Annotated in this window: 11 protein-coding genes; 8 read left to right on the plus strand and 3 right to left on the minus strand. The window is 69.7% G+C overall.

The window, feature by feature from the left end:
* Together G6026_RS00985 and G6026_RS00990 are read right to left on the minus strand one after the other, a co-directional pair.
* Positions 1–533: DoxX family membrane protein (locus tag G6026_RS00985; protein WP_182611976.1), on the minus strand; the 533-nt coding region annotated here is incomplete at its 3' end.
* Between the two features lie 179 nt (positions 534–712).
* Positions 713–1,414: an MBL fold metallo-hydrolase gene (locus G6026_RS00990; protein WP_182611977.1), complete on the minus strand. Its 702-nt coding sequence runs from the start codon at positions 1,412–1,414 to the stop codon at positions 713–715.
* 146 nt (positions 1,415–1,560) lie between these two features.
* Here G6026_RS00990 and uvrA point away from each other — a divergent pair, with 146 nt between their 5' ends.
* Entirely contained in the window at positions 1,561–4,575 is a 3,015-nt protein-coding gene (gene uvrA, locus G6026_RS00995) for an excinuclease ABC subunit UvrA (protein ID WP_182611978.1), read from the plus strand.
* 75 nt (positions 4,576–4,650) lie between these two features.
* Here the strand turns inward: uvrA and G6026_RS01000 are convergent, their stop codons facing one another.
* A complete protein-coding gene (locus G6026_RS01000) occupies positions 4,651–5,061 on the minus strand; it encodes a DUF1844 domain-containing protein (RefSeq protein WP_107756339.1) in 411 nt (136 codons plus the stop codon).
* Positions 5,062–5,396: 335 nt separating this feature from the next.
* On the opposite strand from G6026_RS01000, the gene infC reads away from it, so the two are divergent.
* From infC to pheT, 7 genes are all read left to right on the plus strand, one after another.
* Positions 5,397–6,002: a translation initiation factor IF-3 gene (gene infC, locus G6026_RS01005; protein WP_309230146.1), complete on the plus strand. Its 606-nt coding sequence runs from the start codon at positions 5,397–5,399 to the stop codon at positions 6,000–6,002.
* Between the two features lie 94 nt (positions 6,003–6,096).
* Positions 6,097–6,291 carry a 50S ribosomal protein L35 gene (rpmI, locus tag G6026_RS01010; protein ID WP_007630819.1) on the plus strand — a complete coding sequence of 65 codons (195 nt, stop codon included), beginning with the start codon at positions 6,097–6,099 and terminating at the stop codon, positions 6,289–6,291.
* A gap of 68 nt (positions 6,292–6,359) precedes the next feature.
* The gene (gene rplT / locus G6026_RS01015; protein WP_017836228.1) at positions 6,360–6,740 is read left to right on the plus strand and encodes a 50S ribosomal protein L20; all 381 of its coding nucleotides are present in this window, start codon (positions 6,360–6,362) and stop codon (positions 6,738–6,740) included.
* Between the two features lie 10 nt (positions 6,741–6,750).
* A complete protein-coding gene (locus G6026_RS01020) occupies positions 6,751–7,647 on the plus strand; it encodes an RNA methyltransferase (protein WP_182611979.1) in 897 nt (298 codons plus the stop codon).
* A complete protein-coding gene (locus G6026_RS01025; RefSeq protein WP_182611980.1) occupies positions 7,644–9,305 on the plus strand; it encodes an ABC-F family ATP-binding cassette domain-containing protein in 1,662 nt (553 codons plus the stop codon). The genes G6026_RS01020 and G6026_RS01025 overlap by 4 nt, the downstream gene beginning before the upstream one ends.
* Before the next feature lie 108 nt (positions 9,306–9,413).
* Complete coding sequence (gene pheS, locus G6026_RS01030) at positions 9,414–10,469, plus strand: phenylalanine--tRNA ligase subunit alpha (RefSeq protein ID WP_107756342.1); 1,056 nt, start codon at positions 9,414–9,416, stop codon at positions 10,467–10,469.
* Between the two features lie 41 nt (positions 10,470–10,510).
* Positions 10,511–12,402, plus strand: a 1,892-nt coding sequence (gene pheT, locus G6026_RS01035; RefSeq protein ID WP_182611981.1) for a phenylalanine--tRNA ligase subunit beta, incomplete at its 3' end; no start/stop codon positions are given.

The raw sequence follows: 12,402 nt of genomic DNA on the forward strand, positions 1-12,402 counted from the left end.
AGGGCGGCCCCGGCGGCGGCGGACTCGGCCTTCGCTCCGGGCAGCTTGGCCGTGACCTTGTCTCCCGCCCTGCGGGCGCGCCACGTGAGACCCGGCTGGCCGGCGGTGTCGACCGAGGCGAGCAGGAGCGCTCCGAGCAGCGCGACGTCGGTGGCCAGGCCGGTGGTCTTGCGGCTCTTGGCGGCGGAGTCGGACTCCGCCCAGAAGTCGTTGCGGGTGACGGTCGTGGGCAGGTGCGACGCCGTGAGTGCGAGGGCCGACAGGCGGGGGGCCTTGCCCAGTGCGAAGAGCACGCCCGCGCCGACCTTGACCCCGGCGAGAGCCTTGACCAGCGTCTCGGTGTCCTTGGTGACCGGCGGCACCGAGGTCGTGACGTGCTCGTTGACCGCCTGCTCGCCCTTCTCCACCAGGGGCGCGGCCTTGTCCACGAGCGGGGCCGCCTTGGCGACATGGGCCTGCGGATTGCGGAGTGTCTCCACGCCGTCGATGACGAACACCGTGGCGAGCATGGGTCGTGCGAGTCGTCGGATCATCGTTCCTCCTGGGAATTGGGATGCGTGGTCGAACCTAGTGAAAACCCCGGCGACTCGCCTCCGGTCCGGGAACCTCGCATGTCGCGGACCGCGCGGACCCGCGTGATGCGCTGGGGCGATCGGTCATGGAGGGCCGAGATAACGATTCCGACAAGCTCCTCGCCCCGGGCTGTCGTCGGTCACCAGCCGCGTTCCCGCCACGTTCTCAGGCTCGGCCGCTCGTCCCCGAGTGTGGTGTCATCGCCGTGTCCGGGATGGACCACCACGTCGTCGTCGAGCACCCCGAACACCCGGGTCTCGAGGTCGTCCATGAGGGTGGCGAACTGTTCCGGAGTGGCGGTCTTCCCCGGGCCACCGGGGAAGAGGGAGTCACCGGCGAACAGGTGGGACCCCTCCGCGGTTCGGAGCAGGAGCGCGATGCCGTCCGGGGTGTGGCCACGCAGACCGATCACCCCGACGCGCAGATCCCCCACGACGATCTCGTCACCGTGAGAGACGTGGCGGTCCGTCGGTACGTGGATCTCTTCGGCGTCACCGGGTGAGGCGATGGTCCTCAGGCCGAGGGCCTCGACGGTCTCGGGGAGACCGATCCAGTGGTCGGCGTGCAGGTGGGTCGTGACCACCTCTCGCACCCCGGGGGCCTGCGTCTCGAGGTGGGCGATGAGCTGGGGGGCGTCGTTGGCCGCGTCGACGAGGAGTGCCTCGCCGGTGGAGACGGACTCGATCACGTAGACGTTGTTGTCCATCTCTCCCACGGAGATCTTGGACAACCGCGCCGGGCCGACGGTCCAGCGCTCGCCGGTCAGGCGACCGCCCAGACGGCCGGAGTAGCCCTCGGTGAGGGTGATGTGCGCGGGAACTGAAGCGGCGGAATTCGACATAATTGCAGGCTACTGGTGTCGACGGCGGTCTGCGACGGGAAGCGTGTCGGGGTTCGTTGGTACCTTCGTCTGCGGGACGGCGGCCATGCGGCGCGCACGGCCACCGCCACGGGTCCGTGGCGACAGCCCCCTCGGAAGGAGTACCCATGGTGGACCGTCTGGTCGTCCGCGGCGCACGGGAACACAACCTCAAGGGCGTGGACATCGACGTCCCGCGCGACGCCCTGATCGTCTTCACCGGATTGTCCGGCTCCGGCAAGTCCTCGTTGGCGTTCGACACGATCTTCGCCGAAGGTCAGCGTCGGTACGTCGAGTCGCTCTCCTCCTATGCGCGCATGTTCCTCGGGCAGATGGACAAGCCGGACGTCGACTTCATCGAGGGGCTCTCCCCGGCGGTGTCGATCGACCAGAAGTCCACCAACCGGAACCCGCGGTCGACCGTGGGCACGATCACCGAGGTCTACGACTACCTCCGTCTGCTCTATGCGCGGGCGGGTGTGCCGCACTGCCCCACGTGCGGAGAGGTGGTCTCGCGTCAGACCCCTCAGCAGATCGTCGACCAGATCCTCGCCGGCGAGGAGGGCGTGCGGTTCCAGGTCCTCGCGCCGGTCGTGCGCACGAGGAAGGGGGAGTTCGTCGACCTGTTCGCGCAGCTCGCGGCCGACGGGTACAACCGTGTGCGGGTCGACGGTGAGCTCCACACCCTCGCGGAACCGCCCACGCTCAAGAAGCAGGAGAAGCACGACATCGAGGTGGTCGTCGACCGACTCGCCGCGAAGCCGTCCTCGCGACAGCGCCTCACCGATTCCGTCGAGACCGCGTTGGGCCTGGCGGACGGCGTCATCGTGATCGACTATGTGGACCTCGACGAGACCGACCAGGCCCGGCGGCGTCGGTTCTCCGAACACATGGCCTGTCCCAACGGCCATCCGATCGGCCTGGACGACCTGGAACCCCGCGCGTTCTCGTTCAACTCGCCCTACGGCGCCTGCCCGGTCTGTGACGGACTCGGGTCCCACCTCGAGGTGGATCCCGACCTGGTGATCCCCGATCCGGAGCGGTCGTTGGCCGACGGCGCGATCGCACCGTGGTCGGGGGGTCAGAGCGCCGACTACTTCCAGCAGCTGCTCTCGGGACTGGCCGACGACCTGGGCTTCGACCTGCGTACGCCATGGCAGGACCTGCCCGCCAAGGTGCGCAAGGCGGTGCTCGGCGGGGCGTCGACGAAGGTGCGGGTGCGGTACAAGAACCGCTACGGCCGGGTCCGCACGTACGACGCCAAGTTCGAGGGCGTCATGTCGTTCCTCAAGCGCCGGCTGGAGCAGACGGAGTCGGAATCGCAGAAGGAGCGCTACCAGGGGTATATGCGGGAGGTCCCGTGTCCCACCTGCGAGGGGACCCGACTCAAGCCGGAGATCCTCGCGGTGACCATGACGGGCCCAGGCGGGCGCGAGCGGTCGATCGCGGACATCTCGCGGATGTCGGTCGCGGACTGCGCGCAGTTCCTCGACGGGCTGGAACTGGACTCCCGCCAGGAGATGATCGCCGGCCGGGTCCTCAAGGAGATCCAGGCCCGTATGGGGTTCCTCCTCGACGTGGGACTCGACTACCTGTCCCTGGACCGGGTGGCGGGCAGTCTGTCCGGTGGCGAGGCCCAGCGGATCCGGCTGGCCACCCAGATCGGGTCCGGCCTCGCCGGAGTGCTGTACGTCCTCGACGAACCCTCCATCGGTCTGCACCAGCGGGACAACCGTCGTCTCATCGACACGCTCGTCCGGTTGAGGGACCTGGGGAACACGCTTCTCGTGGTGGAGCACGACGAGGACACCATCCGCGCGGCCGACTGGATCGTCGACATCGGCCCGTTGGCCGGCGAGCACGGGGGACGCGTGGTGCACTCCGGGGACTACGCCGGGCTGCTGGCCAGCACGGAGTCACTGACGGGTGACTATCTGGCGGGTCGGCGGTCCATCGCGGTGCCCGAGACGCGGCGCGGACTGAACCCGGAGAAGATGCTCCACGTACGCGGGGCCCGGGAGAACAACCTCAAGAACGTCGACGTGATGTTCCCCGGGGGCGTGCTGTGCGCTGTCACCGGGGTGTCCGGGTCCGGAAAGTCCACCCTCGTCAACGACATTCTCGCCACGTCCCTCGCCAACCAGCTCAACCGGGCACGCCAGGTTCCAGGTCGGCATTCCCGCATCGACGGGGTGGAGTCGTTCGACAAATTGGTGCAGGTGGACCAGTCGCCGATCGGGCGCACGCCGCGGTCCAACCCGGCCACGTACACCGGGGTGTTCGACAAGATCCGGACGTTGTTCGCGGCGACCACCGAGGCCAAGGTCCGCGGCTACAAGCAGGGGCGGTTCTCGTTCAACGTCAAGGGCGGGCGATGCGAGGCGTGCCAGGGGGACGGCACCCTCAAGATCGAGATGAACTTCCTGCCGGACGTCTACGTCCCGTGCGAGGTGTGTCAGGGCGCCCGGTACAACCGCGAGACCCTCGAGGTCCACTACAAGGGCAAGACCATCGCCGAGGTGCTCGACATGCCGATCGAGGAGGCGTGCGAGTTCTTCGAGCCGATCACGTCGATACACCGGTACCTCAAGACGCTCTCCCAGGTCGGACTGGGGTACGTGAGGTTGGGCCAGTCGGCGCCGACCCTGTCCGGTGGTGAGGCGCAGCGGGTCAAGCTCGCGGCCGAGTTGCAGAAGCGGTCGAGTGGACGGACCGTCTACATCCTCGACGAGCCCACCACGGGTCTGCACTTCGAGGACATCACCAAGCTCCTCCTGGTGATCCAGGGGCTGGTCGACAAGGGCAACACCGTCATCGTGATCGAGCACAATCTCGACGTCATCAAGAGTGCCGACTGGGTGATCGACATGGGGCCCGAGGGTGGGGCCGGTGGAGGTGTCGTCGTGGCGGAGGGCACCCCCGAGCAGGTGGCGACGGTGCCCGAGAGCCACACCGGACGCTTCCTCGCGCAGGTTCTACCCACCGTGCAGGAAGAGCCCGCGGAGGGTCGTCGGCCCGCGGGGAAGCAGGCCGGCAGAGCCGCCGCCCGCACGACGGCCAGCAAGAAGACGGTCGCGAGCAAAGCCCCGGCGAAGAAGGCCGCCGCGGCCAAGGCGGCACGCAAGGCACGGGCGCTGCGCTGATCGGATGCCCGGTGGGGAAGACCGTGGCGTCACCCCGCGGGCCGGTCGGAGCCGGGTCAGAAGGTCAGAGCGACGTCAGTAGACCGGCCCGGTGAACTTCTCGCCGGGTCCCTCGCCGGGTTCGTCGGGAAACGCGCTCGCCTCTCGGAACGCCCGCTGCAAGCCCTGGAGGCCGTCCCGGACCACGCTTGCCTGCGGTCCGAGGTACTCGGCGGACCCGGTCACGAGACCCGCGAGGGAGGTGATCAGCTTCCGGGATTCGTCGAGGTCGAGGTGCGGGCTCGCGGTCGGGTCGTCGTCGGACAACCCGAGCTTCTCCGCCGCGGCGCTCATCAGAACGACGATCGAGCGGAAGATGATCTCCTGGGCGGGAACGTCCGCGAGTTCGACGATCTCGACCTCGCGGGCGTCGAGGTGGTCTTCGAGAGAGGTCTCGGCGGCCGCGTCGTCGGAGGGGTCAGTGGACGCGGGGTGGTCGGTGTTCATGCCGAATACTGTCCCACGGGTATCTCGACGCCGGGCGGCCGGACCGGTTTGGGGGTCCCCCGCAACACTGGTACAGTTCTCAGGTGACTGTGGGAACCCGCTATGTGGTGGGTTCCGACGTCCAAGAGGAGCCCGATCTCCCACCATCCGACGCCTCAGGTAGTTTGATGGTCACCACCCCCGGCGAGGGGCCCGCGAGCTGATCGCGGGCGAGTCGTCGTCGACGGGTGAGGAGTGAGAGGCCCCCCGGTATCCGTGCCGTGGGGCCTTCTCGGTGTCACCGGTGTGTCCGGCGGCGCCGCGGGTACCTCGAGGGCGGATGCGCGACCGCGCCAGTGGTCGCGGACAGACGCACCATCTACCGAGGAGGGCCCATCAGCGCCGAAGCACGTGTCAACGAACGAATCCGTGTCCCCGAAGTCCGACTCGTCGGCCCCGGGGGCGAGCAGGTGGGGATCGTTCGCGTCGAGGATGCACTTCGTCTGGCCCTCGAGGCCGATCTGGACCTCGTCGAGGTCGCGCCCACCGCGCGCCCGCCGGTCTGCAAGATCATGGACTACGGAAAGTTCAAGTACGAGGCGGCGCAGAAAGAGCGCGAGTCGCGGAAGAACCAGCAGCAGACCGTGGTCAAGGAGCAGAAGCTCCGGCCCAAGATCGACACCCATGACTACGAGACCAAGAAGGGGAACGTCGTCCGTTTCCTCGAGAAGGGTTCCAAGGTCAAGGTGACGATCATGTTCCGCGGTCGGGAGCAGTCCCGCCCCGAACTCGGGTACCGGTTGCTGCAGCGACTGGCCGACGACATCACCGAGTACGGATACGTCGAGACCAGCGCCAAGCAGGACGGCCGCAACATGACCATGGTCGTGGCCCCGCACAAGGGAGCCAAGACCCGGGTCAAGGCGCAGGAGTCGAAGGTCACCGACCCCGCCTCGGAGTAGGACTCCGGCACCACACCGACCACCGGACGCACGTCGTCCGCTCACCCGAGACCCCTCCGGTCTTTCGGGACGAACCATGTGAGGAAGACCGATCATGCCGAAGATGAAGACCCACAAGGGCACCGCCAAGCGCTTCCGGAAGACCGGGACGGGCAAGTTGGTGCGCCAGCAGGCCAACCGCCGCCACATCATGGAGAAGAAGCCCACCAAGCGCACCCGTCGTCTCGACGGTCGCACGGACGTCGCGCCGGCCGACGTCCCCCGCATCAAGCGGCTCCTCGGGCTCTGAGCCCTCTCCCATACGTAGTACTTCCGGTCACCGTCGAGGTGGCCACCCAGATCAGTGAGGATTGACCAGTGGCACGCGTGAAGAGGGCAGTCAACGCCCAGAAGAAGCGTAGGACCGTACTCGAGTCCACCAAGGGCTACCGCGGACAGCGTTCGAGGCTGTACCGCAAGGCCAAGGAGCAGATGCTCCACTCGATGACCTACAGCTACCGCGACCGTCGTGCACGCAAGGGCGACTTCCGGAAGCTGTGGATCACCCGCATCAACGCGGCGGCCCGCGCCAACGACATGACGTACAACCGCTTCGTCCAGGGTCTCAAGCTCGCGGGCGTCGAGGTGGACCGCAAGGTGCTCGCCGACCTGGCCGTCACCGACCCGGCCGCCTTCACGGCGCTGGTCGAGGTCGCCCGTGGCGCACTGCCGGCCGACGTCAACGCGCCGGCTGCCTGACACCTGCGACTTGACGCACAGCACCCGGCCCGGGCAGGGCACCGGACGACCCGCGGATCCGTTCACCGAACGGACCCCGCGGGTCGTTTCCGCATCCAAGCTCCACCGGGCCGCTGCCCGCCGAAAAGCTGGTCGCTTCCTCGCGGAGGGGGCGAACTCGGTCGAGGCGGCCCTTGCGGCCGGCGTCGCGATCGAGGTGTTCTGCGGCGAGGACTCGCTCGAGCGGTTCTCCGACCTCGTCACCACGGCGTCGGCGTCCGGGCTCGCCGTCTCCGTGGTCACCGATCGCGCGGTCAGGGTACTGTCCGACACCGTGTCGCCGACGGGGATCGTCGCGCTGTGTCGTTCCGTCGTGCGGGAGCCCTTCGCGTCTGATGACTCCTCCGCGTCCGACGGGCCCTCCGCGTCCGACGGGCCCGACGACACCGGCGAGCGTGGTCCGCGGCTCGTGGCGGTGGGCCAGGCGCTGGCCGAGCCGGGCAATGTCGGCACCCTCGTGCGCGTCGCCGACGCGCTCGGCGCCGACGCGGTGTGGCTCACCGAGGGTGCGGCGGACCCGGAGAACACGAAGGCCGTCCGCGCCTCGGCGGGCAGCCTCTTCCACCTTCCCGTGGTGCGGGGGGTCGCCGAGTCGGATCTGATCGGTCGGGCCCACCGCCTGGGCCTTCAGGTCGCCGTGGCCACAGGTGACGGTGAGGTGGACATCGAACACGCCGGACAGGAGCTCTCCCGGCCGACGGCGTGGGTGTTCGGCAACGAGGCACACGGCGTCCCGGCCGAGCTGGCCGCTCGCGCCGATCTGCGGGTGCGGATCCCCATCCGGGGGAGAGCCGAGAGCCTGAACATCGTCACCGCGGCCTCGATCTGCCTCCACACCAGCGCGCGCCTGCAGGCCGCCTCCTCGTGACCGCCACCCTCACGGCCCGCGGCCTGGGCGCCGCGCGGGGAGCTCGCTCACTGTTCGCCGGACTCGACCTCGTCGTCGCCGAGGGGGACGTCTGGGGCCTCACCGGCCCCAACGGTGCCGGCAAGTCGACCCTGCTCCACGCACTGTCCGGCGAACCCGACGCCGAGATGACGGGGACGGTGACCGTCAGCCCACCGGACGCGACGGTCGGTCTCCTGCGTCAGCAGGTGGATCGTCACGACGACGAGGCGGTGCGTGGCTTCCTCCATCGCGTCACCGGGGTCGCCCACGCGCAGGCGCTGATGGACGATCTCGCCGCGCGGATGGCGGACTCGGCCTCGGCGGCCGAGGCTTACGGTGACGCCCTCGAGAGGTGGCTCGCGCTCGGCGGTGGAGACCTGGACGAGCGGATCCCGGTGGTCGCCGCCCGGCTCGGCCTGGACGGGGCCGCACTGGACCGGCCCATGGCGGCGCTCTCGGGTGGTCAGGCCGCCCGCGTCACCCTCTGCGCGGTGGTGCTGAGCCAGTACGACATCCTGCTGCTGGACGAGCCGACCAACGACCTCGACCTGGCGGGGCTCTCGGTGTTGGAGGACTTCATTCACACCGAGCGGCGTCCGATGGTGGTGGTCAGCCACGACCGTGAGTTCCTCGCCAGATGCGTGACCGGGATCGTCGAACTCGACTCCGCCCAGAGGCAGATCACGGTGTTCGACGGAGGGTACGAGTCCTACCTCACCGAACGCGCGCTGGCGCGGCAACGGGCGCGCGAGGCGTATGCGGAGTACGCGGGCCGGGTCGGTCAGCTCAAGGAGCGCATGCAGACCCAGAAGACGTGGCTCGACAAGGGCGTGCGCACCACCATGCGGAAGTCGGGAGGCAGGGACGCGGAGAAGGACAAACACATCCGAAACCGCGCCGGACAGCGGTCGGAGAAGCAGGCCGTGAAGATCTCCCAGACCCAGCGCGCGATGGAGCGGCTCGACGTGGTCGCCGAGCCACGTAAGGAGTGGGAGCTGAAGATGGAGATCGCGGCCGCACCCCGGTCGGGGTCCGTCGTGGCCGTCCTGAGCGAGGCGGTCGCCCGCCGTGGCGATTTCGTGCTCGGTCCGGTGACCCTGCAGATCGATGCGGGGGACCGGGTGCTGATCTCCGGTGCCAACGGATCCGGCAAATCGACGCTGCTGGGTCTGCTCGCCGGAGATCGACTCCCGGACGCGGGGCGGGTGAGAACGGGAGCAGGGGTCGCGGCGGGACGCGTCGACCAGGTCCGCTCGGAGTTCGGCGGGCCGGGATCCCTGCTGGACACGTTCTGCGCTGCCGCGGACCCGGAGGGGTTGCACCCCACGGAGGGCAGGACGCTGTTGGCCAAGTTCGGACTGGGCGGTGAGCACGTCGCCCGGTCGTGCGCCTCCCTTTCCCCGGGGGAGCGGACCCGGGCGGCGCTGGCCCTGTTGCAGCAGCGCGGCGTCAACCTGCTCGTGCTGGACGAGCCCACCAACCATCTGGACCTGCCCGCGATCGAGCAGCTCGAGAGGGCGGTGGAGGCCTTCGACGGCACGGTCCTGCTGGTGACCCACGACCGGCGGATGCGGCGGGGTTTCCGGGTGACCCGCGAGCTGCTCGTCGTCTCCGGCGCTGTCGACGAGGTCCGCTGACAGGCGGGAGCACGTGGGCCGGGGCGTCCGATCCCGATCGACTATCCTGGTCCGGGATGCCGCCGGCGATCGCCGGAGATCGCCGTGACGGGGAGGACGAGAGCACAGGTGAGCGAAGACACGAGCGCTGTCGAGGTGCGGATCGACGAGGAATCGCTGGCGCACTACGCGGCGCAGGCCGAAGCGGCGTTCGCCGCCGCCGCCGACCTCGAGGCGCTCGCGGCGGCCAAGACCGCCCACCTGGGTGACCGCAGCCCGATCGCGTTGGGGCGCCGGACACTCGGATCGCTGCCCAAGGAGCAGAAGGCCTCCGCCGGGAAGGCGGTCAACGTGGCCCGGGGCCGGGTCCAGCAGGCGTACGACACCCGGCTCGCAGAGCTCCAGGCAGAGCGTGACGCCGCCGTCCTCGTGGCCGAGACGCTCGATCTGACCGTCCCGTCGGGCCGGGCGCCCGTCGGAGCCCAACACCCCATCACGATCATCACCGAGCAGGTCATGGACGTGTTCGTGGCCATGGGGTGGGAGATCACGGAGGGCCCCGAGGTCGAGGCCGAGCACTACAACTTCGACGCACTGAACTTCCTCCCGGATCACCCTGCGCGCACACTGCAGGACACCTTCCACATCGCCCCGGAGGGCAGCCGGCAGGTCTTGCGCACGCACACCTCGCCCGTGCAGATCCGGACGATGCTCGACAGGGAGCCCCCGATCTACGTCGCCTGCCCGGGACGGACCTTCCGCACCGATGAGCTCGACGCCACCCACACACCGGTCTTCCACCAGGTCGAGGGGCTCGCGATCGACAAGGGCCTGACCATGGCGCATCTGCGGGGCGCGCTCGACGCCTTCGCCCGCGCCCTGTTCGGTCCGGAGACCCGGACCCGGATGCGGCCCAACTACTTCCCGTTCACCGAGCCCTCGGCCGAGGTCGACGTGTGGTTCCCGCGGAAGAAGGGTGGCGCCGGCTGGGTCGAGTGGGGTGGGTGCGGGATGGTCCATCCCAACGTTCTGACCGCCTGCGGTATCGACCCGGAGGTCTACTCGGGGTTCGCCTTCGGTATGGGTCTCGAGCGCACCCTGCAGTTCCGCAACGGACTGTCCGACATGCGGGACATGGTCGAGGGGGACGTGCGGTTCTCGCTGCCCTTCGGCATCCGCGCCTGACCACCACCCCCTTCCACCCGATAAGACGAAGGACCCCCACAGTGCGAATTGCGCAGTCCTGGCTGACCGAGATCCTGCAGCGGGCCAACGACGGCTGGTCGGTGACCCCGGCCGAGCTCGACGCGGGGTTCGTGCGGGTCGGCCTCGAGGTCGAGGGCGAGCCGGAGCAGCTGCCCGAGATCAGGGGTCCGCTCACGGTCGGCCGGGTCAGCAGCATCGAGGAGCTCGAAGGATTCAAGAAACCCATCCGCTTCTGCCTGGTGGACGTGGGCGCCGACGAACCGCAACGGATCGTCTGCGGTGCCCGGAACTTCGCCGCGGGAGACCTCGTGGTGGTGGCGCTGCCCGGGACCGTCCTGCCGGGCGGCTTCGAGATCGGTGAGCGCACGACCTACGGCCGGCCCAGCGAGGGCATGATCTGTTCGGCGTCCGAGCTGGGTATCGGTTCCGACCACAGCGGCATCATCGTGCTCGCCGACGGGACCGCGGAGCCCGGTGACCCCGCCGGCCCGGTACTGGACGCCGGGGCGGTGCTGGACGCGGGCGCGGCTGGGTCCGACACCGTCATCGAGCTCAACGTCACGCCGGACCGGGGCTACTGCCTGTCGGCGCGCGGTCTGGCCCGCGAGCTCGCGTGCGGATTCGATCTGGACTTCGCGGACCCGGCCACCGAGCTGGGGCTGCCCGCCGGGAGTGAGACCTGGCCCCTGGTGGTCGCGCCGGAGTCGGGCGCGCAGCGGTTCGCCCTCCGCCGGGTGACCGGGATCGACCCGTCCGCCCGCACGCCGTGGTGGATGGTCCGTCGACTGCTGCTCTCGGGGGTGCGTCCGATCTCGCCGGCGGTCGACGTGACCAACTACGTGATGCTCGAACTCGGGCATCCCATGCACGCGTTCGACGCCGGGACGCTGCGCGGTGGTCTCACCGTCCGGCGGGCCCGAGCGGGGGAGGCGCTCACCACCCTCGACGACGTCGAGCGCTCTCTCGACCCCGAGGACGTGGTGATCTGCGACGACCGCGGCCCGATCTCGCTGGCCGGGGTCATGGGCGGCGCGGACACCGAGGTCTCCGGGGATACCACGGACGTGCTGCTGGAGGCCGCGGTGTGGGACGCCCTCGCGGTGTTCCGGACGATCCGCCGCCACAAGCTCCCCAGCGAGGCGGGCAAGCGGTACGAGCGTGGTGTCGACGCGGCCGCGACGATCGCCGCTCTGGACCGGGCCGCGACGCTGCTCGCCGACATCGCCGGCGGCTCCGTGGAGGCCTCGCTCACCGACGTCGGATCCGCCCCGGTCATGCCGACCATCGCGTTCGACGCGAGCAGGCCCTCGCGCGTCGCCGGGGTGGAGTATCCGTCGGGCACCGCACGGCGCCGACTGGAGCAGATCGGGTGCGGCGTCTCGGGGGACGACGAGGTGCTGCTCGAGGTCACCCCACCGACCTGGCGCCCGGACCTCACGCTGCCCGCGGATCTGGTGGAGGAGGTCGTGCGGCTCGAGGGGTTGGAGGACATCCCGTCCGTTGTGCCGTCCGCCCCCGCGGGTCGTGGTCTCACCGCTGCCCAGCGGGGTCGCCGCGCGGTGGGCCACGCCCTGGCGGCCGCCGGGCATGTCGAGGTGTTGACGTCGCCCTTCTGTGACCCCTCGGTGTTCGACGCGATGGGGCTGGCCGACGACGACGAGCGGCGCAACACCATGTCCGTGGTCAACCCCCTGGAGAGCGACAAGGCGCATCTCGCCACGACGCTGCTCCCGTCGTTGGTGGAGATCGCCCGTCGCAACCTCACCCGCGGCGCGCGTGACCTGGCGCTGTTCTCGGTCGCGCAGGTCTCGTTCCGAACCCCCACCACAGGGGCGGTCGAGATGCTGCCGGTGGACCGCGAGCCCACCCCGCAGGAACGGGAGCGCCTCGATGCGTCGCTGCCCGACCAGCC

Origin of the sequence: Dietzia sp. DQ11-38-2 (assembly GCF_014145055.1) — a bacterium.
GTDB lineage: Bacteria > Actinomycetota > Actinomycetes > Mycobacteriales > Mycobacteriaceae > Dietzia.

What these genes read in the sequence shown, in the direction of transcription:
- G6026_RS00990 (WP_182611977.1), bottom strand. Translation starts at nt 1,414, where the DNA reads ATGTCGAATTCCGCCGCTTCAGTTCCCGCGCACATCACCCTCACCGAG.
- G6026_RS01000 (WP_107756339.1), bottom strand. Translation starts at nt 5,061, where the DNA reads ATGAACACCGACCACCCCGCGTCCACTGACCCCTCCGACGACGCGGCC.
- uvrA (WP_182611978.1), top strand. Translation starts at nt 1,561, where the DNA reads ATGGTGGACCGTCTGGTCGTCCGCGGCGCACGGGAACACAACCTCAAG.
- rpmI (WP_007630819.1), top strand. Translation starts at nt 6,097, where the DNA reads ATGCCGAAGATGAAGACCCACAAGGGCACCGCCAAGCGCTTCCGGAAG.